The 23,852-nt window shown below is 58.0% G+C and carries 21 protein-coding genes, 5 tRNA genes and 1 pseudogene; 11 read left to right on the forward strand and 16 right to left on the reverse strand.

Annotated features, from left to right (window positions below; all coding sequences use genetic code 11):
- Positions 1-92 precede the first annotated feature (92 nt).
- The 10 genes from C8K63_RS17120 to gltX form a co-directional block, all read right to left on the reverse strand.
- Positions 93-539: an Hsp20 family protein gene (locus tag C8K63_RS17120; protein WP_108217792.1), complete on the reverse strand. Its 447-nt coding sequence runs from the start codon at positions 537-539 to the stop codon at positions 93-95.
- A gap of 130 nt (positions 540-669) precedes the next feature.
- Complete coding sequence (locus tag C8K63_RS17125; RefSeq protein ID WP_108217793.1) at positions 670-1,629, reverse strand: tRNA-dihydrouridine synthase; 960 nt, start codon at positions 1,627-1,629, stop codon at positions 670-672.
- A gap of 194 nt (positions 1,630-1,823) precedes the next feature.
- Positions 1,824-2,258 (reverse strand): thioesterase family protein, encoded by a 435-nt coding sequence (locus C8K63_RS17130; protein ID WP_108217794.1) that lies wholly within the window; start codon positions 2,256-2,258, stop codon positions 1,824-1,826.
- Positions 2,259-2,307: 49 nt separating this feature from the next.
- Positions 2,308-3,141 (reverse strand): alpha/beta fold hydrolase, encoded by an 834-nt coding sequence (locus C8K63_RS17135; RefSeq protein WP_108217795.1) that lies wholly within the window; start codon positions 3,139-3,141, stop codon positions 2,308-2,310.
- 29 nt (positions 3,142-3,170) lie between these two features.
- Complete coding sequence (locus C8K63_RS17140; RefSeq protein ID WP_108217796.1) at positions 3,171-3,710, reverse strand: TetR/AcrR family transcriptional regulator; 540 nt, start codon at positions 3,708-3,710, stop codon at positions 3,171-3,173.
- Between the two features lie 184 nt (positions 3,711-3,894).
- Positions 3,895-3,970 (reverse strand) — tRNA-Glu (locus C8K63_RS17145).
- An 80-nt stretch (positions 3,971-4,050) separates the two neighbouring features.
- Positions 4,051-4,126, reverse strand: a tRNA-Ala gene (locus tag C8K63_RS17150).
- Positions 4,127-4,179: 53 nt separating this feature from the next.
- Positions 4,180-4,255, reverse strand: a tRNA-Glu gene (locus C8K63_RS17155).
- Positions 4,256-4,334: 79 nt separating this feature from the next.
- Positions 4,335-4,410: transfer RNA gene (locus tag C8K63_RS17160), tRNA-Ala, on the reverse strand.
- Between the two features lie 258 nt (positions 4,411-4,668).
- The gene (gene gltX / locus C8K63_RS17170; protein ID WP_108217797.1) at positions 4,669-6,150 is read right to left on the reverse strand and encodes a glutamate--tRNA ligase; all 1,482 of its coding nucleotides are present in this window, start codon (positions 6,148-6,150) and stop codon (positions 4,669-4,671) included.
- A gap of 219 nt (positions 6,151-6,369) precedes the next feature.
- Here gltX and C8K63_RS17175 point away from each other — a divergent pair, with 219 nt between their 5' ends.
- Both C8K63_RS17175 and C8K63_RS17180 read left to right on the forward strand, forming a co-directional pair.
- Positions 6,370-7,458, forward strand: a complete 1,089-nt coding sequence (locus C8K63_RS17175) for an HlyD family secretion protein (protein WP_108217798.1) — start codon at positions 6,370-6,372, stop codon at positions 7,456-7,458.
- Between the two features lie 49 nt (positions 7,459-7,507).
- Positions 7,508-8,998, forward strand: coding sequence for an MDR family MFS transporter (locus tag C8K63_RS17180; RefSeq protein ID WP_177413254.1), 1,491 nt, complete (start codon positions 7,508-7,510; stop codon positions 8,996-8,998).
- A gap of 103 nt (positions 8,999-9,101) precedes the next feature.
- Here C8K63_RS17180 and uvrB read toward each other — a convergent pair whose 3' ends face one another.
- A complete protein-coding gene (gene uvrB, locus C8K63_RS17185; RefSeq protein WP_108217800.1) occupies positions 9,102-11,117 on the reverse strand; it encodes an excinuclease ABC subunit UvrB in 2,016 nt (671 codons plus the stop codon).
- Between uvrB and C8K63_RS30365 the strand changes: the two genes are divergently transcribed.
- The 3 genes from C8K63_RS30365 to C8K63_RS17195 all read left to right on the forward strand — a co-directional run bounded on the left by C8K63_RS30365 (position 11,116) and on the right by C8K63_RS17195 (position 13,091).
- On the forward strand, positions 11,116-11,265 hold the full coding sequence (locus C8K63_RS30365; protein ID WP_158273955.1) for a hypothetical protein: 150 nt from the start codon (positions 11,116-11,118) through the stop codon (positions 11,263-11,265). The genes uvrB and C8K63_RS30365 overlap by 2 nt on opposite strands.
- Positions 11,266-11,452: 187 nt before the next feature.
- On the forward strand, positions 11,453-12,649 hold the full coding sequence (locus C8K63_RS17190; RefSeq protein WP_108217801.1) for an amino acid aminotransferase: 1,197 nt from the start codon (positions 11,453-11,455) through the stop codon (positions 12,647-12,649).
- Between the two features lie 232 nt (positions 12,650-12,881).
- The gene (locus tag C8K63_RS17195; protein WP_108217802.1) at positions 12,882-13,091 is read left to right on the forward strand and encodes a hypothetical protein; all 210 of its coding nucleotides are present in this window, start codon (positions 12,882-12,884) and stop codon (positions 13,089-13,091) included.
- On the opposite strand, the gene C8K63_RS17200 is transcribed toward C8K63_RS17195, so the two are convergent.
- Positions 13,088-13,318 (reverse strand): hypothetical protein, encoded by a 231-nt coding sequence (locus C8K63_RS17200; RefSeq protein ID WP_108217803.1) that lies wholly within the window; start codon positions 13,316-13,318, stop codon positions 13,088-13,090. The two genes, C8K63_RS17195 and C8K63_RS17200, sit on opposite strands and share 4 nt — an antisense overlap.
- Positions 13,319-13,545: 227 nt before the next feature.
- Here C8K63_RS17200 and C8K63_RS17205 point away from each other — a divergent pair.
- The 4 genes and pseudogenes from C8K63_RS17205 to C8K63_RS17225 all read left to right on the forward strand — a co-directional run.
- Positions 13,546-13,621 (forward strand) — tRNA-Asn (locus C8K63_RS17205).
- A 162-nt stretch (positions 13,622-13,783) separates the two neighbouring features.
- Positions 13,784-15,130 (forward strand): integrase arm-type DNA-binding domain-containing protein, encoded by a 1,347-nt coding sequence (locus tag C8K63_RS17210; protein WP_046026911.1) that lies wholly within the window; start codon positions 13,784-13,786, stop codon positions 15,128-15,130.
- Positions 15,131-16,016: 886 nt separating this feature from the next.
- Positions 16,017-16,997: an integrase domain-containing protein gene (locus C8K63_RS17220; RefSeq protein ID WP_108217804.1), complete on the forward strand. Its 981-nt coding sequence runs from the start codon at positions 16,017-16,019 to the stop codon at positions 16,995-16,997.
- Positions 16,994-17,266 (forward strand): annotated as a pseudogene (locus C8K63_RS17225) (hypothetical protein); the annotation flags it as partial. The gene C8K63_RS17220 and the pseudogene C8K63_RS17225, both read left to right, overlap by 4 nt.
- Before the next feature lie 338 nt (positions 17,267-17,604).
- On the opposite strand, the gene C8K63_RS17230 reads toward C8K63_RS17225, so the two are convergent.
- From C8K63_RS17230 to C8K63_RS17240, 3 genes are all read right to left on the reverse strand, one after another.
- Positions 17,605-18,483 carry a LysR substrate-binding domain-containing protein gene (locus C8K63_RS17230; RefSeq protein WP_046026913.1) on the reverse strand — a complete coding sequence of 293 codons (879 nt, stop codon included), beginning with the start codon at positions 18,481-18,483 and terminating at the stop codon, positions 17,605-17,607.
- Positions 18,484-18,534: 51 nt separating this feature from the next.
- Positions 18,535-19,311: a creatininase gene (locus C8K63_RS17235; RefSeq protein WP_046026914.1), complete on the reverse strand. Its 777-nt coding sequence runs from the start codon at positions 19,309-19,311 to the stop codon at positions 18,535-18,537.
- A gap of 65 nt (positions 19,312-19,376) precedes the next feature.
- Positions 19,377-19,928, reverse strand: coding sequence for a VOC family protein (locus C8K63_RS17240; protein WP_052961850.1), 552 nt, complete (start codon positions 19,926-19,928; stop codon positions 19,377-19,379).
- Positions 19,929-20,172: 244 nt separating this feature from the next.
- On the opposite strand from C8K63_RS17240, the gene C8K63_RS17245 reads away from it, so the two are divergent.
- Positions 20,173-20,823, forward strand: a complete 651-nt coding sequence (locus tag C8K63_RS17245; RefSeq protein ID WP_046026915.1) for an FMN-dependent NADH-azoreductase — start codon at positions 20,173-20,175, stop codon at positions 20,821-20,823.
- Positions 20,816-22,171, forward strand: coding sequence for an amidase family protein (locus C8K63_RS17250; RefSeq protein ID WP_256594966.1), 1,356 nt, complete (start codon positions 20,816-20,818; stop codon positions 22,169-22,171). The genes C8K63_RS17245 and C8K63_RS17250 overlap by 8 nt, the downstream gene beginning before the upstream one ends.
- Positions 22,172-22,219: 48 nt before the next feature.
- Here the strand turns inward: C8K63_RS17250 and C8K63_RS17255 are convergent, their stop codons facing one another.
- Positions 22,220-23,638 (reverse strand): APC family permease, encoded by a 1,419-nt coding sequence (locus tag C8K63_RS17255; protein WP_046026917.1) that lies wholly within the window; start codon positions 23,636-23,638, stop codon positions 22,220-22,222.
- Positions 23,639-23,852 lie beyond the last annotated feature (214 nt).

Raw genomic sequence — 23,852 nt, forward strand, 5'->3', positions numbered from 1 at the left:
CACATGAGTGCAAAAAAAGACCCCGACAAGTCGGGGTCTTTTGGTGTCAGTCGGCTGGGTGACGTTCACCCAGTCCAACCTCTGGCTCTGACTCAGTGTTGCAGAGCCTTCTTCTGCGTGCCGTTGATCGGGATGCGCTTGGCTTTCGCCTCTTCCGGTACCACTCGCAGCAGGTCGATGCTCAACAGACCGTTGCTCAGGCCGGCAGCCTTGATCTCGATGTGGTCCGCCAGCCGGAAGGACAGTTTGAAGGCACGTTGCGCAATGCCCTGATACAGATAAGTGACGTCTTCGTTCGCATCGCGTTTACCGCCACTGATCGTCAGCACACCCTTCTCGACTTCGAGCTCCAGATCTTCTTCCTGGAAACCTGCCGCGGCAATGACGATGCGGTATAGATCGTCGCCGTGTTTTTCCACGTTATAGGGTGGATAGCTGCTGCCTGGCTCGTTGCGCAGGGCGGTCTCGAACAGATCGTTGAAACGGTCGAAACCTACCGAGGAACGGAACAGTGGGGCCAGGGAAAATGTAGTAGCCATGATTCAAATCTCCTGAAAACAATCAGCAAGGTTTTTTGTCTCCGCGACCCGAATTCGGCATCGCGTAATCCTTAGATAGGGACCGCTGATTGCATTTCAAGAGATTTTTTTCAGCTTTTTTTAAAAAAATTCAGGCCGCTTCCGCCACGGGCAGACCTAGCAAATGCGAGACATTATCCAGCTCGGTCTCACGGCGCAGCACGGTGAACAGCTCTACCGCCTCGGGATAATTGCGGGTCAGCATCGCCAGCCATTGCTTCAAGCGACCCGGCGATTGACGCGGCGTCATCTGCGCCTTGGCTTGCAGCCAGAAGTCCTGGATCAGTGGCAGCAACTCGGCCCAGGTCATCTCGACTACCTCCTCCCCGGCCCGCGCTGCCGCGATCTGCCGGGCGAGATCCGGACGCGACACCAGGCCACGACCGAGCATGATGTCTTCCACGCCGCTGATCTCGCGGCAACGCCGCCAGTCTTCGACGCTCCAGATGTCGCCATTGGCGAACACCGGCACCTTGACCACGTCCTGCACTCGAGGGATCCACTCCCAGTGCGCTGGCGGCTTGTAGCCGTCGACCTTGGTCCGCGCGTGCACCACGATGTGCTCGGCGCCGCCTTCGGCCAGGGCCGTGGCACACACCAGCGAACCGTCCGGGCTGTCGAAGCCCAGGCGCATCTTGGCGGTGACCGGAATGTGTGCGGGGACGGCGCGGCGGACGTGTTCGACGATCTGGTTGAGCAGCTCGGGTTCCTTGAGCAGTACCGCGCCACCACGGGACTTGTTGACGGTCTTGGCCGGGCAGCCGAAGTTCAGGTCGATCACTTCGGAACCCAGCTCGCAGGCCAGCGCGGCATTTTCCGCCAGGCACACCGGATCGGAACCGAGCAGTTGCACACGCAGCGGCACACCGGAGGCCGTCCGGGCGCCGTTGAGCAACTCCGGGCCGAACTTATGGAAATAGGCAGGTGTCAGCAACTGGTCGTTGACCCGAATGAACTCGGTCACGCACCAGTCAATACCACCCACGCGGGTCAGCACATCGCGCAGGATGTCGTCGACCAACCCCTCCATGGGCGCCAAGGCAATTTGCATGAAAAACACACTCGAGGAAAAACGTGCGGCAGTTTACTGGTTTCAGCAGGACTCTGCAGAACATCGCAGATCCCCCCTGTAGGAGCAGCCGGTCGACGCTCGATTGCTCGCGAAAAACCTGAGACCACCGTGGGGAGCCAGGCTGGTCGCGTTATCGTTGACGACCATCGCGAGCGAGCTCGCTCCTACATTGGTTAGAGCGATAGCAATGCCGGGCCATAGCCCTCGATGAACTCCGCCGGCATGCGCTTGGGTTTGCCGCTCGACAGCTCGATACAGACGAAGGTGGTTTGCGCGCGCAGCAAGGTCGAATTGTCGCTGGGTCGCTTCAACTGGAAATGCCGGGTCATTCTCAGACGCTGATCCCAATCGACGATCCAGGTCGCCAATTGCAACTCGTCGTCCTCATAGGCTGCCGCCAGATAATCGATCTCGTGGCGCACCACTGCCATCGCCCGGTCCAGCCGCCGGTATTCGACCAGGTCCAGGCCAAGGCGTTGGGAGTGGCGCCAGGCACAGCGTTCGAGCCAGGTCACGTAGGCCGCGTTGTTCGCGTGCCCCAACCCGTCAATGTCCTCGGCGCCCACTTGCAGATCAATGATAAATGGCGTTTCCCGATCCCAGCCCATGCCCGACTCCCTGGTCAGATAATTTCGACCGGGGCAGTGTAACGGATGCTCAAGCGGATTGGCGCGATTGCAGACGGCGACCGGCCAGCAGTGATAACACGCCATCAATCACCCGAGGGTCAGCCAGCACCCGCTGATGCCCACCTTCTTGCAGGCGCAGCAAACGGCTGTCGAACCAGGCTTCGTGAATCAGCTGAGACTCCTTGACCGAGACCATGCTGTCATCTTCGGCGTGGACGATCAGGCCAGGCATATCCAGCTGATAGTGAGCGACATCCAGCGTCGCGGCGCGCATGCCGACGTCTTGCTCGACCTGGCGAATGAACGCCGAACGGGCTTTCGGTGGCAGTCCGACGTAGCGGGCGAATCCACGCAACACGCCCAGAATCCGCGCCGGGGCGGCGATGCTGACCAGGGTTTCCGTGCGCAGGCCCAACTGCACCGCCAGCATGGCGCTGGCGCCCCCCATGGAGTGGCCGATGACCGCTTGCAGTGGCGGCAATTCGGCGGCGGCTTCGAGCATGGCACGCGCAAAGAGCACCACATTCGCCTCGCTGCCCGGCGAGCGGCCGTGAGCCGGACCATCCAGCGCGACCACGGAGTAACCGGCATCGACCAATGCCGTGATCAGGCTGGCAAACTGCGTTGGCCGCCCTTCCCAACCGTGCATCAGCAACACGGCCGGGCCTTGCCCCCAACGCAACGCCGAGAGGCCGAAACGCAAGGTGATCCGCTCGGACTTCGCCAACAGCGGCAGCTCCCAGTCACGGGGCGGCAGATCCCGCGGTGTCATGAAGGCCAGTCGCATTTTGCTAGCGACCAGTTTCGGGGCAAACCAGCCCAAGGTGCCATTAACGCCACGAACCCACTTTAACGCGCTCATCGCATTCTCCTCAGGCCGCAGCCCTCAGGTCAACGCACTGCCGATTTGGCGGCACGCAGTAATCGATCGGACAACTCTCCCGGCCCCAGCGCCCGCGCCAGAGCCAGCCCACCCACCATCAAGGCCAAGTCGGCCAGGGCTTTTTCGGTTTCTTCAGGACTGGCCGCCAACTGCGCAACCATCATTTCGACGTGTTCATTCAATGCAATACGAAACGCTTCCGGCAGCCGTCCCAGTTCACCGACCGATGCCGGGATCGGGCACGCCGATTCGGAGGAATCACGGTGCTTGCGCGACAGGTAAAACGCTGCCACCAGAGTGCGGCGCTCTTCGCCGGTCAATTCCTTGTCCATGTCGGCAATCAGGTCGCGGCGGTGACCGAGCAATTGCTTGAACGCCTCCAGCATCATCGCGTCCTTGCTTTCGAAGTGTGCGTAGAAGCCGCCGACCGTCAGGCCCGCCGCGCCCATCACTTCGCCCACGCTTGGCTCGGCCGGGCCGCGCTGAATCAGCGCTGCGCTGGCAGCCTTGAGGATGCGTTCGCGGGTTTGAGCTTTTTTATCGTTCATCGTTGCCTCCGAATATTACGATTGAAATATTATTCTCATAATAAATTTTAGCAAGTCATGGGTGTGACCGCTGGTCTGAAGAACAGTTTTTTGGAAATGGAGGAATTTGGCCAAACGCCAGACAAACAAAAGGGCCATTCAATAATTGAATGACCCTTATAAAATCCCGCAGAGCGGGTAATCGTGGCGTCCCCTAGGGGACTCGAACCCCTGTTACCGCCGTGAAAGGGCGGTGTCCTAGGCCACTAGACGAAGGGGACACAAACCCTTCTATACAACTGATCAGTGCTGAGAGCTGATCGATTCAAGGCCGGTGTGGCCAGACCTTGAACTGTAAAATTGGTGGAGCTAAGCGGGATCGAACCGCTGACCTCCTGCATGCCATGCAGGCGCTCTCCCAGCTGAGCTATAGCCCCGGATTTTTCGCCTCGCGGCGGAGCGACATCTTGCAACATCGCTTCTGTAAAACTGGCGTCCCCTAGGGGACTCGAACCCCTGTTACCGCCGTGAAAGGGCGGTGTCCTAGGCCACTAGACGAAGGGGACGCAAACCCTTCTATACAACTGATCAACGCTGAGTGTTGATCGCTTCAAGGCCGGTGTGGCCAGGCCTTGAAGTGTAAATTGGTGGAGCTAGACGGGATCGAACCGTCGACCTCTTGCATGCCATGCAAGCGCTCTCCCAGCTGAGCTATAGCCCCTCATCGTTGATGTCATCGCTGAGGACGGGGCGAATCTTAAGGGCGTATCGAAAGTCTGTCAAACTTATTTTTCAAAAAATTTAAAGTTTTTTGCCGACATAACAATCACTTACCGCCCTCGCCCCGAAAAATCGGGAGGTTTTCGCAGAACGCGGACCTGTAGGAGCTGCCGCAGGCTGCGATCTTTTGATCTTGCTTCTGAAAGCCAACGTCAAAAGATCGCAGCCTGCGGCAGCTCCTACACAAGGTCAAATGCTCTTAGGCGATAGCGCCCAACAGCTTTTCCCACTCCTTGTTTTCTTTCTTCGACACGCCGCCCAGCAGATCGATCGCCTGGCGCAGACGGAAACGGGTCAGGTCCGGCCCGAGGATTTCCATCGCATCGAGCACCGACACCGAGCTGGCCTGGCCAGTGATCGCAGCGAACATCAGCGGCATGGCATCACGCAACTTCAACTCCAGGGACTCGACCACCGCTTGAATGGTCGCGGTGATGCTGTCCTTCTCCCACTGACGCAGGCTTTCGAGTTTCCACAGGATCAACTGCATCAACTGGCGGACCTGATCGCCCGACAGCTTCTTCGATTCGAACAGTTTGACATCGGGGTTCACGCCACCGGCAAAGAAGAACCCGGCCAGCGGTGCCACCTGGCTGAAGGTTTCGACGCGGCCCTGCACGTGCGGTGCGATCTTCATCATGTATTCGGAATTGAACGCCCACTTCTGCACGCGGGCGGCGAACTCTTCCACCGGCAGGTCACGCAGCCACTGACCGTTGAGCCAGGACAGTTTCTCGATATCGAAGATCGGCCCGCCGAGGGACACGCGCTTCAGATCGAAGTTGTCGACCATTTCCTGCAACGAGAACTTCTCGCGCTCGTCCGGCATCGACCAGCCCATGCGCCCCAGGTAGTTGAGCATCGCTTCGGGCATGAAGCCCATGCGCTCGTAGAACGTCACCGAAGTCGGGTTCTTGCGCTTGGACAGCTTGCTCTTGTCCGGGTTACGCAGCAGCGGCATGTAGCACAGCTCCGGTTGTTCCCAGCCGAAGTACTCGTAAAGCAGGATCAGCTTCGGCGCCGATGGCAGCCACTCTTCGCCGCGCAATACATGGGTGATGCCCATCAGGTGATCGTCGACCACGTTGGCCAGGAAGTACGTCGGCAGGCCGTCGGTCTTCATCAGGACTTGCATGTCCATGCGGTCCCACGGGATTTCAACGTCGCCACGCAGCATGTCCGGCACCACGCAGACGCCTTCGCTCGGCACCTTCATGCGGATAACGTGCGGCTCACCAGCCGCCAGGCGACGGGCGACTTCTTCCTTGGACAGCAGCAGCGCGCGGCCGTCGTAGCGCGGGGTTTCGCCACGGGCCATCTGCTCGGCGCGCATCTGGTCCAGTTCTTCGGCGGTGCAGAAGCACGGGAACGCATGGCCCAGGTCGACCAGTTGCTGGCAATACTTCTGATAAATATCGCCGCGCTCGCTTTGACGGTATGGACCGTGCGGGCCGCCGACGTCAGGGCCTTCGCTCCATTCGATGCCGAGCCAGCGCAAGGCGTCGAAAATCTGCTGTTCGGACTCGCGGGTCGAACGCAGTTGGTCGGTGTCTTCGATCCGCAGGATGAACTCACCGCCGTGCTGCTTGGCAAAGCAGTAGTTGAACAAGGCGATGTAAGCGGTACCTACGTGGGGATCCCCGGTAGGCGATGGCGCGATGCGAGTGCGGACGGTGGTCATGGCATGTCTCGAAAAGAAAAAAAGCAAAGTTCAAACAAGGCGCGAATGGTAACAGGCGACACCCGCCCGGCTCCAGCGAACAGGGCATTTAAGCCAAGGTTGCGGCTGTAACGCCCGTATGCCGCGGATATCGGCCGACGGCATTTACCGTTTATCGGCTGTATGCCAGATTCACCTGCCGATAACTTCTCTTACAATTTCTCGACTACAGTTTTCCTCATGCCTGCCCAACTCAAGCGTCGCCTCTTCACCTTCCTGCTGATGGTCCTGTTGATTGCGGGGGGCCTGTTTGCCCACTGGTTCTTCAAGGGGCGCTTTTATGAAAGCACCGACAACGCTTATGTCCAGGGCGAGATCACCCGTGTGTCGAGCCAATTGGGCGCGCGCATCGACCAAGTGCTGGTGCAGGACAACCAGCATGTCGAGAAAGGCCAGTTGCTGGTCAAACTCGAAGGCGACGACTTCCGCCTCGCTGTCGACCGCGCCAATGCCGTCCTGGCCACTCGCCAGGCCGAGCGCCTGCAAGCCCAGAGCAAACTGACCCAGCAGGCCAGCCTGATTGCCGCCAGCGAAGCACAAGTCGCGTCCAGCCAGGCCAGCCTGGGTCGCTCGCAGATCGACCTGACTCGCGCCGAGACCTTGCGCAAACCCGGCTATGTCTCGGAAGAGCGGGTGACCACCCTCTCCGCCGAATCCCACATCGCCCGCTCGCAACTGGCCAAGGCCCAGGCCGACGCGCAAAGTCAGCGCCAGCAGGTCAATGCACTGACCGCCGAGATCAAACGTCTCGACGCACAGATTGCCAACGCCGAAACCGATCGGGCCCAGGCCGAGCTGAACCTCACCCGCAGCGAAATCCATGCGCCCATCAGCGGCCTGATCGGCCAGCGCGCTGCACGCAACGGCCAATACGTGCAGGCCGGCGCTTACCTGTTGTCGATCGTGCCGGACGAAGACATCTGGATTCAGGCCAATTTCAAGGAAACCCAGATCGGCCACATGCAGCCCGGCCAGAAAGCCGAGCTGACCTTCGACGCCTACAGCGACACTCCGATCGAAGCCCGGGTCGACAGCCTGTTCGCCGCCTCGGGCGCGCAGTTCAGCCTGTTGCCGCCGGACAATGCCACGGGCAACTTCACCAAGGTCGTACAACGGATTCCGGTAAAACTGACCTTCGCCGCGGACAACCCGCTGCGCGGCAAGATCCGCCCCGGCATGTCAGTGACCGCCAAGGTGAACATCAAGGACGCCCCTGAGGACGTCACCAGCAAAGTGAGCAGCAAAGACGCCGCTGACAATGGCCGGTGATCAACTGATCCGCCCGGTCGGCGAACCGACACGGCGGGACTGGATCGCGGTGATGAGCGTGATGCTCGGCGCCTTCATGGCAGTGCTCGACATCCAGATCACCAACTCCTCGCTCAAGGACATCCAGGGCGCGCTGTCGGCGACCCTGGAAGAAGGCTCGTGGATTTCCACCTCGTACCTGGTGGCGGAAATCATCATGATTCCGCTCACCGCCTGGCTCGTGCAGTTGCTGTCGGCGCGACGCCTGGCCGTGTGGGTGTCCCTCGGGTTTCTAGCGGCCTCCCTGCTCTGCTCCATGGCCTGGAGCCTGGAAAGCATGATCATGTTTCGCGCCTTGCAGGGCTTTACCGGCGGCGCGCTGATTCCGCTGGCGTTCACCCTGACCCTGATCAAACTCCCGGAACACCACCGCGCCAAGGGCATGGCCATGTTCGCCATGACCGCCACCTTCGCCCCCTCCATCGGCCCGACCCTCGGCGGCTGGCTGACGGAAAACTGGGGCTGGGAATACATCTTCTACATCAACATCCCGCCCGGCCTGATCATGATCGCCGGCCTGATGTACGGCCTGGAGAAGAAAGAAGCGCACTGGGAATTGCTGAAAAGCACCGACTACACCGGCATTCTCACCCTTGGCGTCGGGCTTGGTTGCTTGCAAGTGTTTCTGGAGGAAGGCCATCGCAAGGACTGGCTGGAATCGAACCTGATCGTGACCCTGGGCAGCATCGCGCTGGTCAGCCTGATCACCTTTGTGATCGTACAGTTTTCCAAACCCAATCCGCTGATCAACCTTGGCATCCTCGGCAACCGCAACTTCGGTTTATCCAGCATTTCCAGCGTCGGAATGGGGGTCGGGCTGTACGGTTCGATCTACCTGCTGCCGCTATACCTGGCGCAGATCCAGAACTACAACGCCCTGCAGATTGGCGAAGTGATCATGTGGATGGGCGTGCCGCAGCTGTTTCTGATCCCGCTGGTGCCCAAGCTGATGAAGTTCGTCTCGCCGAAATGGCTATGCACGCTGGGCTTCGGGCTGTTCGGGTTGGCGAGTTTCTCGTCGGGCGTGCTGAACCCGGACTTTGCCGGGCCGCAGTTCAATCAGATCCAGATCATCCGCGCCCTGGGCCAGCCGCTGATCATGGTCACCATCTCGCTGATCGCTACTGCCTACATCCTGCCCCAGGATGCGGGATCGGCATCGAGCCTGTTCAACATCCTGCGCAACCTCGGCGGCGCCATCGGCATCGCCCTGCTCGCCACGCTACTGGATGCGCGGACCAAGGTTTACTTTGACTACCTGCGTGAATCGATCGTGCCGAGCAATCCGCAGGTGGCCGAGCGCATTGCCTCGTTGACCGACCGACTGGGCAGTGAAACGGCGGCACTGGGCAAACTCAGCGAAATTGCGCATCAACAGGCGTCGATCATGGCCTATAACGATGCGTTTCATTTTGTCGGGATTGCGCTGGGGATCAGCATGCTGGCGGTGTTGCTGACCAGGAAGTTGCCGGTGGGGTTGAAGGCGGGTGAAGCGCACTGAGACCGAGTTGCCCCAATCGCGAGCAGGCTCGCTCCCACAGGGATCACATTGAACCCTGTGGGAGCGAGCCTGCTCGCGATGAGGCCAGTTCAGACACTACAAATCAAACAGTGATCAACCGCTCGCGCAACTTGGTAATCTCGTCGCGCATCTGCGCCGCCGCTTCGAACTCCAGGTCGCGGGCAAGCTGATACATTTTCTCTTCCAGGGCTTTGATACGCTTGGCGATCTCGCCCGGCGAGCGCAATTCCGCTTCGTACCTGGCGTTTTCCTCGGCGGCCTTGGCCATGCCTTTGCGCTTCTTGCTGCGCGAACCGGGCACGGTGGCGCCTTCCATGATGTCGGCAACGTCCTTGAACACGCCTTTGGGCGTGATGCCATTGGCCAGGTTGAAGGCGATCTGCTTGTCGCGACGACGCTCGGTTTCACCGATCGCCCGCTCCATGGAACCGGTAATGCGGTCGGCATAGAGAATCGCCCGGCCATTGAGGTTACGTGCCGCCCGGCCAATGGTCTGGATCAGCGAGCGCTCGGACCGCAGGAAGCCTTCCTTGTCGGCGTCGAGGATCGCTACCAGCGAGACTTCCGGCATGTCCAGACCTTCACGCAACAGGTTGATGCCCACCAGCACATCGAAAGTACCGAGACGCAGGTCGCGGATGATCTCGACCCGCTCCACGGTGTCGATGTCCGAGTGCAGATAACGCACGCGCACGCCGTGGTCGGCCAGGTAATCGGTCAAGTCTTCGGCCATGCGCTTGGTCAGCGTAGTGACCAGCACCCGCTCCTCGACTGCGACGCGCTTGGTGATTTCCGACAGCAAGTCATCGACCTGGGTCAGTGCCGGGCGGATCTCGATTTGTGGGTCCACCAGCCCGGTCGGGCGCACCACCATGTCAATGACGCGCCCGGCGTGTTCGGCTTCGTAGTTCCCCGGCGTCGCCGAGACGAAAATCGTCTGCGGGCTGATGCTTTCCCATTCGTCAAAACGCATCGGCCGGTTGTCCAGCGCCGACGGCAGGCGGAAACCGTATTCGACGAGGGTTTCCTTGCGCGAGCGGTCACCTTTGTACATCGCGCCAACCTGCGGCACGCTGACGTGGGACTCGTCGATCACCAACAAGGCATCCGGCGGCAGATAGTCATACAGCGTCGGCGGCGCCGCGCCGGCTTCGCGGCCGGACAGATAGCGCGAGTAGTTTTCGATGCCGTTGCAGTAACCCAGTTCGAGGATCATCTCCAGGTCGAAACGGGTGCGCTGCTCCAGGCGTTGGGCTTCCACCAGTTTGTTGTTGGAACGCAAGTATTCCAGGCGCTCCTGCAACTCGACCTTGATCCCTTCGACCGCGCCCATCAGGGTTTCCCGTGGCGTCACGTAGTGGCTCTTGGGGTAGAAGGTGAAGCGCGGCAGTTTGCGAATGACTTCGCCGGTGAGCGGATCGAACGCCGACAGGCTTTCCACTTCATCGTCGAAGAGCTCGATGCGGATCGCTTCGAAATCGGATTCCGCCGGGTGGATATCGATCACATCGCCACGCACGCGGAAGGTCGCGCGGGCAAAATCCATGTCGTTGCGGGTGTATTGCAGGTCGGCCAGGCGTCGCAGCAATTCACGCTGGTCAAGCCGGTCGCCGCGATCCACGTGCAACACCATTTTCAAATAGGTTTCCGGGCTGCCCAGACCGTAGATGCAAGACACCGTGGTGACGATGATCGCGTCCTTGCGCTCCAGCAATGCCTTGGTCGCCGACAGACGCATCTGCTCGATGTGGTCGTTGATCGACGCATCCTTCTCAATGAAGGTGTCCGAGGACGGCACGTAGGCTTCCGGCTGGTAGTAGTCGTAGTAGGAAACGAAATACTCCACCGCGTTGTTCGGGAAGAACGCCTTGAACTCACCGTACAACTGCGCCGCCAGGGTCTTGTTCGGCGCCAGCACCAGGGTCGGGCGCTGCACCTGGGCGATCACGTTGGCGATGCTGAAGGTCTTGCCCGAGCCGGTCACACCGAGCAGCGTCTGGTGCGCCAGCCCGGCTTCGATGCCCTCGACCATCAGGCGGATGGCTTCCGGCTGATCGCCGGCGGGCTCGAAACGGGTGACTAGCTGGAATTCAGACATGAAAAACCTCTGGATCACTCTTGCCGGCAAAACCGGCACGAACGAGAAAGACCGCAAACGACCGATGTCGCCCGAGGAAAATACTGGATTGTGCTCAATGTGGAGCCGATTGCCCGCGCTTTCAAGGCAAACGTCCTACATCCCTTGAAGTCTTTGGCGCTGGCATTCGACTAACGGTCGAAAAATAATCGGAAAAACTTAACCGAAAAGCCGATTCGTCTGTCGCCATCACTCGCGGATGGCCTCTATACTAGCTCCCCGTTTGTGCACCGCTCTAGTGCATTCGGCTGGAGCGCGACACGTCCCTCCACTCTCCATTCAGAGCCGCCGCAAAAATGAGCCTGTTCTCCGCTGTCGAAATGGCACCACGCGATCCAATCCTGGGCCTCAACGAAGCATTCAACGCCGATACCCGTACCAACAAGGTCAACCTGGGAGTCGGTGTTTACTGCAACGAGGAGGGGAAAATTCCACTCCTGCGCGCCGTTGTCGAAGCCGAAACCATTCGCGCCGCTCAACACGTTTCCCGTGGCTACCTGCCAATCGACGGTATCGCCGCCTACGACCACGCCGTGCAGAAATTGCTGTTCGGCAATGACTCGCCGCTGATCGCCGCTGGCCGCGTCATCACCACCCAGGCCGTTGGCGGTACGGGTGCTCTGAAAATCGGTGCCGACTTCCTCAAGCAACTGCTGCCGAACGCCGTTGTGGCAATCAGCGATCCGAGCTGGGAAAACCACCGCGCGCTGTTCGAAACCGCGGGTTTCCCGGTGCAGAACTACCGCTACTACGACGCCGCGACCCACGACGTGAATCGCACCGGCATGCTGGAAGACCTGAAGGCGCTGCCAAACGGCTCGATCATCGTGCTGCACGCCTGCTGCCATAACCCGACTGGCGTGGACCTGAGCCCGGCCGACTGGAAAAACGTCCTGGAAGTCGTTAAAGCCAAAGGCCACGTGCCATTCCTCGACATGGCGTATCAAGGTTTCGGCGATGGCATCGACGAGGACGCCGCTGCCGTGCGTCTGTTCGCCGAGTCGGGCCTGACCTTCTTCGCTTCCAGCTCGTTCTCCAAATCGTTCTCGCTGTACGGCGAGCGCGTAGGTGCCCTGTCGATCGTCAGCGAATCGAAAGAAGAAAGCGCGCGCGTGCTGTCGCAAGTCAAACGCGTGATCCGCACCAACTACTCCAACCCGCCGACCCACGGTGCCAGCGTTGTCGCTGCAGTGCTGAACAGCCCGGAACTGCGCGCCCAATGGGAGGCCGAACTGGCCGAAATGCGTCTGCGCATTCGTGGCATGCGCACCCAGATGGTCGACCTGCTGGCACAAAAAGCGCCTCAGCGCGACTTCAGCTTCGTCGGTCGTCAGTGCGGTATGTTCTCGTACTCCGGCTTGAGCGTTGAGCAGGTTCACCGCTTGCGCAACGAGTTCGGCATCTACGCCCTGGACACCGGCCGCATCTGCGTGGCTGCGCTGAACCAGAGCAACATCAAGGCCGTTACGGATGCCATCGTTCAGGTGATCTGAATCGCGTCGTGATACGAAAAACGGGAAGCCATGGGGCTTCCCGTTTTTTATTTGTCGCAGATAAATCTCAAAGCCTTGTCCCACCCCTCTAAACTGCACACATCTACCCTGTAGGAGCCGGCTTGCCGGCGATGGCGGTCGATCCACCAACATCAATGCTGACCGTTATGGCCTCTTCGCTGGCAAGCCAGCTCCTACAGGTTGTCTTCACCCGGATGTTTCGAGAACCCACATGAAAAACGATGACCTTCGCGCTGACCGCGATGACCTGGATGACCTGGATCACTTCACCCCCCGCGCCCCGACAAAACGCGGCAACCACCTGGTGATGCAAGTGGCCGCCGGTGTGTTTCTCGGCGGCCTGGCCCTGTGGCTGGTGCAATTGGGTGCCACGGCGCTCTACGCCAAGCTGATGGTTGCCACGATTACCTTCGGCGGTTAAGCCAGTTCGCTCGCACGCTGGCTGGCAGCGTCGTCATAGGCGACATAAAGCGATTCGGCGACCTGACTCTTGATCGCCTTGGTGCTTTCCAGCCCCAGGACGAAACCTTCCGCCTTGCCGCCAGCGCGGTTCAATGCTTCAGCGGTGCCGGCCTGAGTGATGGCGTCGAACAACTTTTCGGCGTGGGGGCCGACACCTTTGGGCAGGCTGATCTGAGAGATGCTCATGGGCGCACCCCGTGGTGTCGAGGTGTGAGGGTCAAATGATTCATGGCGCATACCTTTTCGGCGAATGGCCGGCAGCGCGTGTCACCACTTCCGGGCGGCCATGGTAGACCCCTGGGGCGATCCTGGTAACCGCCAATCGCCGCTAAACCACCGCCCGTCCCGATGATTCGCTCCAATTGTTATTAGATGCTTGACTTCCCTTTTTGAATCAGTAAGATACGCGCCATTCCGCGATAGCTCAGTTGGTAGAGCAAGTGACTGTTAATCACTGGGTCCCTGGTTCGAGTCCAGGTCGTGGAGCCATACAAGGTTCCAGAGAAGGCTTTTAAAATCTCTGAAACCCCCGAAAAACCCGCCTTCTGGCGGGTTTTTTCGTTTTGGCGTTCTGTCGGATTCCGGTGGATACCAGCCATTTTAAGGGTAGAGTTTGGGATAAAGGTCAGTTCGATAAAAGGGAGTACCCTTATGTCGCGTACTACTGCTCCACTCTCCGACGCCGCTTGCCGTTCGGCCAAGCCCACAGACCGCGCCTACAAGCTTTTCGACGGCGACGGCCTTTACCTTCTAGTCCAACTCAATGGCCGAAAAGGCTGGCGTCTCAGATACGTCAAACCTGATGGCCGGGAAGGACTGACCTCATTCGGCAACTATCCCATCGTTGGCCTCGCGGATGCGCGCCGCAAGCGCTTGGAGGTCAAGCGAATGCTGGCGGATGGCATTGACCCTATAGGAGCCAAGAACCAAGCCAAGACGGACGCTCTGATCAAAGGCCGCACCTTTGAAAGCGTTGCCCTCGGCTGGCACACGGAAATGTCAGCCAAGTGGGCACCGGACTATTCCAAGACAGTGATGAGTCGCCTCAAAACTCACCTCTTCCCGCTGATCGGCGCTCGCGCCATTGTCGACCTCGACACCCACGACCTTATGCGGCCCTTGGACGTGATCAAGAAGCGCGGAACGATAGACGTTGCTTTAAGGGTACAAAACTACCTGCAGAGCATCATGCGCGAGGCAAAGCGCCTCCGGCTTATCACCGTAAACCCTGCTTACGACCTCGTAGGCTCGATCAAAGCCTCGCGGGTCGTCCACCGCCCCGCCTTATCCTTATCGCGCTTGCCTGAATTGCAGGAACGGATCGACACCTATAAAGGCCGCGCACTTACCCGGCTGACGGTCTTGCTGTCGCTGCACGTGTTTGTACGCTCCAGCGAGCTGCGCTTCGCGCGCTGGAGCGAGTTCGACCTCAAACGTTGCGTCTGGGAAATACCCGACACGCGACCAGCGTTGGAAGGCGTACCCTTTTCCACAAGGGGTACGAAGATCGCAGGCGATATCCATCTTGTACCCTTATCGCCGCAAGCGATCGCCCTACTCGAGCAGATCCACGCAATCACAGGCAAATTTGATTTGGTGTTCGCAGGCGATACCAAATCTTGGAAACCAATGTCCGAAAACACGGTGAACAGCGCGCTTCGGAAGATGGGGTACGACACCAAATCCGAGATCTGTGGGCATGGGTTTCGTTCCATGGCCTGCAGCGCACTAATCGAGTCAGGCTTGTGGATGGATACAGCCATCGAGCGGCAGATGAGCCACAAGGAACGCAACAGCGTCCGCGCCGCTTACATCCACAAGGCCGAGTTCATCGAGGAGCGCAGGCTGATCATGAACTGGTGGAGTCGCTACCTTGAGGCTAATCAGCAGAAGCATGTCAGCCCACGCGAATTCGCCAATCAGACGGGTGCGAATGTCACTCGCCTAAAAGCAAAACGTGGCGCACTGAGTAAGCGCTCGGTCCTCATATCTCAGTGATCCGCTTGTCCACGCGGGTCCACGCAAGCAGGGCTGCAAAGCCGCCCTGCTTGCATGGACCTCACTTAAAAAATCTAAAGCCAACGCAACTATCTGTGGAAAACCACGGTTTTCCATTAGTGGATAATTTCATCCACAGCCGCAGAACTCCCAAAAATTCGAGCATTGACCCGAACTCTTCACAGGCGTAGAAAAGTTCGGGCAAAGCGCTGTCGTTGACAGCAACCCAGGTAGCCAGAACCTTTAAGGCTACGCCACACCGTGGTGGTTCTCCCAAAGTGCGATTAGCGTCCGGCGGCTCGCACAGTCACAGCGATGTGATGGATGCCTACTTTTACCAGCGTACCCACTGCGGCAACTCATTCCCTTTCATAGCTGCTCTGCAGCAACCTATCCGCTTGGCCATTTCCTTGCGCCAACCTGCGCCCGTCTCTTTCTTCCGGAAAGAGACGGGCGCTCCTACCACTGCTGCAGCCCAACTCGTACAAGGCTTTGCGGCATTTCCCCTCGTGACAATTGGCGTGACAAACACCGAAGTTACCCGCAACAGCGATGCAGATGATGGTGCCGCAGCCCACGGAATGGACTGCACCTGACTGACAGTCAGGTATGCCCCGGTCATCGCTTCACTGCCTTCACCCGACTCAGGATCTCGCGGCGCAGGTCTCGTCAGCCAGTGCAGCCTCCACCCGCCCACTTCCTCGGAAGTGTTCAGGAGGCCAGATCATGAGATGCCCAAGCTCCCGGTCGTAAGGAGCCGCCAGTCCTGCGTTAGAGGACAACCCTCACAGGTCGCAGGGGCCTTGATCCCTGATAACACTCAACATTCTTGGCGGGATGACGTGGGGACGGTTTCAATAGTTTTGGCTTCGAGAGGAGTTCGATCATGGCACTGGTAGGTAAACGTGACGGGCGCAATTTTGGCTATGGTCGGCAATTGAGTTATGCCGGGCCGCAAGCGCTGAAAGATCTATTTGGCAGCGGGCATTTCGGCACGGTCAAGGCGCACAGTGATCGCTGGCAGGCGTTTGTACGCTGGTGCCGGTCGGAGGAAGGGCCGGGGTTTAACGATGCGCGGCAGATTAGTTGGCAGACCTTGCTGGACTACGCCGGACATCTGCGTCAGCAAGTTGAACAAGGTGAACTCGCCATCTCCACTGCACAAAACCGATTGTCCAGCGTGAACCGGACCCTGGCCGCGCTTCGCGGTGATCAGTATGTAAAAGTCGTGAGTCCGAGCAAGGCGCTGGGAGTGCGGCGCACCAGTGTTCGTCGTTCTGTGCCGCAAGGCCAAGACCGCGAACAGGTGAAGCGGGTCGTAGAGGTGCTTTGCGAAAACCAGCAGGCACGCGCCGCGGCCATCGCTCAGTTAGCGCGAGCCACCGGTATGCGCTTACGCGAGGCGATTTTGGCCGACCTTCCGCGCCTGAAGCGTGAGTCCGAACAATACGGGAAGATCAACATCCAGGATGGCACCAAAGGTGGCCGTTCAGGCGCGTCAGCACCTCGTTGGATTACGGTAAATGATCATATTCGTGACGCACTGAGGTTTGCCGAAAAGGTCTCGCCTGACGGTAGCCACAACCTGTTAGCCCCGCACGAAAGCTACCTGGATTTCATACAGGGCAGCGTCCGTCCCATTCGAGACCTCCTCCATATGCACAACCTCAAAAGCTTTCATGAATTACGGGCGGCCTTTGCATGCGAACGCTATGAGCAAATTACCCAGCATCCCGCGCCTATCAATGGCGGCCATTGCCAGCAACTCGACCGACGCCTCGATCAAGAGGCCCGAGTGCAAATCAGCTATGAACTCGGACACGGCCGTATCGACGTAGTGTCGGCTTACATTGGTGGTCGAGCATGAGCAGGGCATTCGATATGGAGCTTTTCCTAGCGGGCTTCCTGACCGGAGCGCATGCCACACGCCAACGCCATCTTCGTCAGGCGAAGGCTATCCAAACAGCAATCGCTGAACGCTGGCAACGCGACAATCCATGGACTTGGCAGAAAAAGCATCTCACATGGTTCCTAAATCACCATGTGTACCAGCACGCTGAATCGACGCGCTACTACTATCTGCTGACCGTGCACTTACTTGCTCATCGTCTAGGAAAGGCCTGGCAGTTCAACCGTCAGGCGAAGGTCAACAACCGGCCGAGGTTGTGTAAAAACGTTTTTGAGCGCGACAGGTACTCAAAAACGGACTGGAAATCGCGCATCTACTCGAAACCCACATGTGCTGACGTGCCGATAAATTTCAGATTTAACATAGACTCGCACACTTCAATTTGGTGAAGCTTTTTACACACTTTTGGCCAAAAGCTGCCGTTAGGTCACTGTTACTAATCGCTCCAATCTGCCCCAAGGTATTGTCCATACGCAACTGTCATCCTGCACTTGTGAATGCTGTAGGCACGCATTCCTACAAGCACTATCCGATGGAAAACTCGTAAGCATTCAAGGTAAGGAAGTTACGGCGCGCGGAGCATCTCCTTGAGCACCGTAATGAACTCCAGAGCGACCTGGGATGGTTCTTCCTGGATTGGAAGTAATAACGCAATTTGGTACTTGATGGCCGGAAAGAAAGGTTTCGTCACCAAATTCTTAGTGAATGGGAGGCTCACGACAGGGTCGATGATGCCCACCCCCATCCCGCAGCACACCAGCTCACAGGCCGTTGAGAAAAACTCGGTTTCAGCTACTACATTCCAAGCTGCCTCATAGTCGGAAAAGGCAGTGGCCATTTGCTGATAAATCGGGTCACCTTTAAAAAGCGATATAAAGGGTACACCGTCAAGGTCGGTGGGTGTAATGACGTCCAGTTTGGACAGTGGATGATCCATCGGCATCATGCATTGGCATTCGTATGAAATCACCTCCATGTTTGATGACGGATAGTCGAGTGGCAGTTCGGCAATGGCGAGATCAAATTGCTGCGTGGACATAAGTTCGCGTATCGTCTGGGAATTGCGCGTGATGATTTTTATCTGAAGGCCAGGACGCTCTTTTGCGAAGTTGGCGATCAAGCGCGGCAGTACGTTAATGGAGACACTGGCATAAGCGGCGATAGCCAAATGTCCTCGTTTACCCGTCCGAATTTCCTTTGCGATGCGCGTTGTTCTTTCTACCGCCTCCAATGCTCTCTCAGTTTCGACAAAAAACAGGCGAGCTTCCGGTGTCGGGTGCAGTCGCCCCCCTTTTCGGACAAATAATGACAAACCCGTTTCGTGTTCCAGGGTCGCGATAGTGGTGCTTATAGCCGGCTGAGATACTCTGAGCAGCTCTGCCGCTCGGGTCATTGTGCCGTGAATCATCAGAGTTCTGAAGCACTCAAGCTGACGTATACGCATCTCAACCTCTTGCTAATGTCTCGCGCATTGGCCGCGGAGGACAACGATTTCTCAAGATGCCTCCGGCAGTAAGAACTCATACCGAACCGCTCTCGAAATCCCTTCCACCACATCATCTACAAGTAGCTTCCCCTTCTGAGCCGTCGAGCCCTTAGCCGATGACAGAACACCACTTTCTGGAACCCACTCAATCCGCGTCGGGTAAATATCGTAGACGGGGAATTCTGCAGGTCCGTGTTCCGGGATTTTATGCAGCGCCACCATATCCGGGTGATAGTGCAGCATCATCGAGGTTTCGATGACGGCGGCATGTTCAAGGGCAATACCTGGGAAGCCATTGGGGAATATCGTTGCCAGAGTCGATGCGTTGACGAACTCCCAGTGCTCCAGGCGCATGACTTCCAATCCGGTGTCGGACCCAATGTCGCGCAGCGCCAGCTCAATGCCTTCGGTGACGAACCACTGGTTCTCGTAATGGCCGATCACCAAGACCAATCGTTTGACGCCATGGCGATGAAACTCTTTGACGGCATCGCGAACTATAGCCGTCAGCGTCGCCCCGTCGACACTAGTGGTACCGCAGAAATGCTGCCCGCCGCCACACTTGGGCTGCGATTTATAACCGTAGGACAGCGCGGGAGCGACGATGCCATTTATAGCAAGGGCAACGTCCTCACTGATCGCGCTGGCCAGCAAAGCATCCGTGCCAAGTGGCAGATGCGGACCATGTTGCTCGGTAGCGCCGCAGGGCAGAAAGACAACCGCACCAGCCTTGACCCGACTTTCGTATTCAATCCAGCTCATGTTGTCCATGCGCACGTTGTTCATGGTGAAATCTCCAGAAGCATCAGAGGCAATTCCGGTGCGCCTGCCAGGCACACCGGAAATGGATATCAGCCGCGCGCGGGGTACCACTCGTCCGGCTCTGGGTATACCCAGTCATCGGGGAAGGCATAAGTTTCGAAAACGGTGGTTGTGTCCGCTTCAGTGCCAAAGAAAGCAAAGTGGTTACGACCCAACCAGGAACCAGACTGCACGCATTTGAAGCCACGACGCTCCAGTTCAGCGATTCGATCCTCGAACGGGATGTTGTTGCAGTCATAGGCAACGTGCTGAATGCCCTCTCCATGCTTTTCCAGGAAGTCGGCGAAGATGGTTGGGCCCGAGACCGGCTCCATCAATTCCCACACCATGTTGCCGCTCTGGGCAAAACAGACCGTGAGAACAAACTCCGCAGGCTGTCCGTGATAGGTCTGATTCTCGGTGTTTTTAGGGCTGAAGGTATAAACGCGCCAAGGCCCGATACCGAGTTTAAGGAGTCCGTCCATGGTACGTTTATGGTCAGCCGTGACGATTGCTATCTCCACGACGTTGCCCAGAAACGGGTCGACCTCAGCGCCGTCGGTCAGTGCGTTGAGCACGTTGTTCTGTAGTAGGGTGGACATGGGTTACCTCAATGTCGGATGGGAACAGAGGTATTTAAGCGGCTGGGCAAACTAAGCGAAATCGAGTAATTCTCAAGCAGGGTTGAGAAAATCTTTTTCTTCAGGGCGACCTAATAAGCAGATCCGTGACTTGAGATAAATTGCACTCATGCAAAAAAAAAATCGAATGTGATACCTCCCGGGGTCATGGCCCACTTCGCTTCTACGGTAGGGAAAGTACCTGCCGTCCATTGAGGAATGTGCCATGACCCATCTTCTACACATCGATGCCAGCGCCCGGGGCGAACGATCCCTAAGCCGAAAGCTATCCAGAGCATTTATCCATGCGTGGATTGAGGCCGATCCGAACGCCCAAGTGATTGTGCGCGATATCGGAGCCAACCCTCCGCCCTTCATGACCGAAGACTGGATCGGCGCTGTTTTCACTCCAGAAGAAGATCTCACCGTCGTGCAACGTGAACGGATCCATCTGTCCGACGAGTTGATCGATGAGATTGATCGTGCCGATGTGATTGTCATTGGTAGCCCCATGTACAACTATGGAATGCCTGCCGCATTGAAAGCCTGGTTCGATCAAGTGATCCGAATCGGCAAGACGTTCACATTCGACCTGGCGCGCGGCGACTTCCCGCTGGAGCCGATCATGAGCGGCAAAACCTTGGTAATTTTGAGTTCACGGGGTGAATTCGGCTTCGGCGCGGGCGGCATCCGCGAAAAAATGAATCATCTGGAAACGCATATTCAAACATGCGCTCATTATCTTGGCGTCGAACAGACCCACGTCATCACCATCGACTTTCAGGAGTTTAACGACGCGCGTCACGAAGTCTCGATTGCCGAAGCGTTCGAGGCAATTCAACAACTGGTGGGTGAGTTGGTGCATTGCCATGAATAATTCTGAGAACAGGATGGATACGGTCGTAGAGACCCTGAAAAAACTGCACGACGGAAGCATCAGCGCGACTCAGTTGGTGCAAGCCGCCTTTATCCAAGCGCGGGAGGCCGACTCAGTATTCATCTCGCTGCTCGAAGAATCGGCATTGGCAATGGCCCATGACTCCGATGTTCGACGCCAGCATGGGCAACCCTTGAGTCCGCTCGACGGGTTGCCGCTGGCAATCAAGGATCTGTTCGACATCGAAGGCACCGTGACCACCGCAGGTTCCACCACCCGAAGCGCAATCGCGCCAGCCACACGGGACGCTGCTGTAATAGAAAAACTTCGAGCCCTTGGCGTGGTGTTCATTGGCAAGACTAACCTCAGCGAATTTGCCTACTCTGGACTCGGGCTAAATCCGTACTATGGTACGCCCACAGCACTGTTCGCGAACTGTGATCCTCGAGCGCCAGGTGGTTCATCATCGGGATCGGCCATCGCGGTCCAGCGAGGGATTGTGACTGCGGCCCTGGCCACGGACACAGCCGGGTCAATTCGTGTGCCGGCCGCGTTCAATGGGCTAGTCGGTTTTAAGACATCCACCAGTCGCCATGACATGAGCGGTGTCCATCCGCTGGCCGTGACTCTCGACAGCCTCGGCCCCATCGCCCAAACAGTGGAAGATTGCAGGTTGCTGGACAATGCAATGCGTGGCCTCTCAGACTCTCCCGCCAGCGCTGTCGACCTGAGCGAAGTTCGCTTCATCGTCGACACCAAAGTCTTGCAGGACCCTCGACTCCAACCTGCAGTAGCACGCAATCTCGAGCGCGTCATGGACATCCTGCACCAATGCGGAGCTCAAATAGAAAGGCGCCCGGTGCGCGCCGTCGAGCGTGCTCGGGAGCTGATTTCGTCGGTGGGCTGGCTCGGGGCGATCGAGGCCTGGAAGCTATTAATTGCCGTGGTTGAAGGGCCTGATGCAGAGCGCATGGATCGCCAGATCAGAACCCGCCTGTTGAAGGCACGGGACCTAACCGTCGAAAAAGAAGTTCAGCTACGCGTTGTTCGTCAGCAGTTGATCGCAGACATGGCCGAGGAACTGGGTGATTCCATTCTGGTACTGCCTACGGTATTCCATGTGGCGCCTGCCTTGGCACCGCTGGAAGCTGACGACGCGTTGTTCGCTCAACTCAATCTGGACACGCTGGCAATCACCATGGTCGGCAGTCTGCTGGACATGCCTGGCGTCGCGATGCCTTCGGGCGTCAATGAATCAGACCTGCCGACCTCCATCCTGTTCTCCAGCATTACCGGGAAAGACGATCGCTTGCTAGACATCTGCTGCGCCATCGAACGCGCGCTCTGATCACCCCGGCTCGGCATCACGACCACGATGCCGAGCCGGTTCCAGCACTCAGGATTTGACCGGGAATCGCCGCTGGAAAGGACGCGCCTGAATCAGGATCAAAAACACCCCAGAGGCCAACGTCAGCGCTCCAAGATACCAAGCGGTGTATTGATCCTCGGGTGAAACCGGGTTGGCGCCAGCGGTATAGCCGATGTAACCGAGCATCAGTATCGCCAGCACCGCCGGCACACTAAGAAAGAACGACACCCAGCCGCCTTGCCGTTTCCAGGTCATCGCAATGAACGCCGCAATCGCGGCCATGTAAGACATCACCAAAGTGATTGTGACCACGTCGTAATACCAGACGATTTTGTCCAGTGGCTTCCACCACAATAAACCGATGGCAACCAGCGAGACGATCACGTTGGCCAGCCATGGAGACTTCGCCACATTCACCGAGCTCAACGCGGTAGGTAAACGACCCTCCTCGCTCATGCGGTACAACGTCCGCGCGGCAGCACTGGAGGATATCTGCAGTCCGGCACACGCCGACGTAATAACCACGAACAATGCAATCCAGGCCATAGACGGCGGAAGATAAACATTTGCTACGGCAGCGATAGGGCCGCCATTGCCGTCCTCGACGATAGCTGCCAACTTCTCTACCGGCACCGCGAACTGCCAGCCAATCGCGGCTAGGCTGTAGATCACGAAAGCCGCTGTCAGCACCAGCAACAGTGAACGCTGAACCGTGCGCACAGGAATCCGCGCTTCTTCGATGTAGTTAATAGCCGAGTCGAAGTTGGCCAGCATCCACACCCCGAACAACACGCCGGGACCGATCACCGACCAACCACCCGCGTCTTCCAGCGAATACATCGACAACACTGAAAGGTCTGGCACTTGTGGATTCACCAGCCCGAGCACGCCCAGCCCGGCGACGACAGCAATCTCGAATACCAAAAGCACACTCGCCACTTTGGCAGTCAGGCCGACGCCTTTGCAGGAGATTCCCAAGAACACCACCACCAGTGCTGTGCCGATGCATTTAGCCGCCAGCGCGCCTGTGAGCGAAGGGAATAGCGCCTGGATATATTCAGTGCCGATGATCGCGCACATCGGTGTCACTGCCATGCAGGCCACGGCGTACGCCCAGCCCAATACACTGCCTATGTGGGGGTGCAAAAATCGGCTGGCGAACGTGAAAATTCCGCCCGCCGACGGCGCCTGCCGAGTGAGCGCAACCATGCACAGTGCCATGACCAACATTGGGAAGAAATACGCAATAAGGATCGCCAGCGGTGCGTGGTGACCGGAGATCGAGTACAGAATCGACATGGAGGACGCCGCGATCCAGCCCGGAGCGTTGAAGCCCAGCGCCGAGAATGTTACATCACGAGTCGTCAGGGTACCCTTGTCGAGGTTGGTGTCCAGTTCGCGGACCGTGCCATTACGGTCGTAACCAATCAATTGTGAAAGATTCATTTTTCGAGACTCTGATTCTGTGCAAAGAGGGAGTGTTACGCCTACGACAAAGCCGTCGACGCACAGTTTTTTATGGTCCAGCTCAGCAGTACGGTACGAATGCCGAGAACAGCTCCGTAGAAGAAATCAAATCGTCGAGTCAGGCTCGGTGATTGTTATTTTTGAATCAGGCGTCAAAGGGCGTGACGATTTTGCTCAAGTACCTCATGTTTGA

The organism is Pseudomonas sp. GV085, assembly GCF_003050925.1.
Lineage (GTDB): Bacteria > Pseudomonadota > Gammaproteobacteria > Pseudomonadales > Pseudomonadaceae > Aquipseudomonas.

Coding starts and splice junctions, on each gene's coding strand:
- C8K63_RS17255 (WP_046026917.1), bottom strand. CDS start 23,638: ATGAATCTTTCACAATTGATTGGTTACGACCGTAATGGCACGGTCCGC.
- C8K63_RS17245 (WP_046026915.1), top strand. CDS start 20,173: ATGACCCATCTTCTACACATCGATGCCAGCGCCCGGGGCGAACGATCC.
- C8K63_RS17130 (WP_108217794.1), bottom strand. CDS start 2,258: ATGGGCTGGGATCGGGAAACGCCATTTATCATTGATCTGCAAGTGGGC.
- C8K63_RS17235 (WP_046026914.1), bottom strand. CDS start 19,311: ATGAACAACGTGCGCATGGACAACATGAGCTGGATTGAATACGAAAGT.
- C8K63_RS17175 (WP_108217798.1), top strand. CDS start 6,370: ATGCCTGCCCAACTCAAGCGTCGCCTCTTCACCTTCCTGCTGATGGTC.
- C8K63_RS17190 (WP_108217801.1), top strand. CDS start 11,453: ATGAGCCTGTTCTCCGCTGTCGAAATGGCACCACGCGATCCAATCCTG.
- C8K63_RS30365 (WP_158273955.1), top strand. CDS start 11,116: ATGAAAAACCTCTGGATCACTCTTGCCGGCAAAACCGGCACGAACGAG.
- C8K63_RS17200 (WP_108217803.1), bottom strand. CDS start 13,318: ATGAGCATCTCTCAGATCAGCCTGCCCAAAGGTGTCGGCCCCCACGCC.
- C8K63_RS17140 (WP_108217796.1), bottom strand. CDS start 3,710: ATGAACGATAAAAAAGCTCAAACCCGCGAACGCATCCTCAAGGCTGCC.
- C8K63_RS17250 (WP_256594966.1), top strand. CDS start 20,816: ATGAATAATTCTGAGAACAGGATGGATACGGTCGTAGAGACCCTGAAA.
- uvrB (WP_108217800.1), bottom strand. CDS start 11,117: ATGTCTGAATTCCAGCTAGTCACCCGTTTCGAGCCCGCCGGCGATCAG.
- C8K63_RS17195 (WP_108217802.1), top strand. CDS start 12,882: ATGAAAAACGATGACCTTCGCGCTGACCGCGATGACCTGGATGACCTG.
- C8K63_RS17240 (WP_052961850.1), bottom strand. CDS start 19,928: ATGTCCACCCTACTACAGAACAACGTGCTCAACGCACTGACCGACGGC.
- C8K63_RS17230 (WP_046026913.1), bottom strand. CDS start 18,483: ATGCGTATACGTCAGCTTGAGTGCTTCAGAACTCTGATGATTCACGGC.
- gltX (WP_108217797.1), bottom strand. CDS start 6,150: ATGACCACCGTCCGCACTCGCATCGCGCCATCGCCTACCGGGGATCCC.
- C8K63_RS17210 (WP_046026911.1), top strand. CDS start 13,784: ATGTCGCGTACTACTGCTCCACTCTCCGACGCCGCTTGCCGTTCGGCC.
- C8K63_RS17135 (WP_108217795.1), bottom strand. CDS start 3,141: ATGAGCGCGTTAAAGTGGGTTCGTGGCGTTAATGGCACCTTGGGCTGG.
- C8K63_RS17220 (WP_108217804.1), top strand. CDS start 16,017: ATGGCACTGGTAGGTAAACGTGACGGGCGCAATTTTGGCTATGGTCGG.
- C8K63_RS17120 (WP_108217792.1), bottom strand. CDS start 539: ATGGCTACTACATTTTCCCTGGCCCCACTGTTCCGTTCCTCGGTAGGT.
- C8K63_RS17125 (WP_108217793.1), bottom strand. CDS start 1,629: ATGCAAATTGCCTTGGCGCCCATGGAGGGGTTGGTCGACGACATCCTG.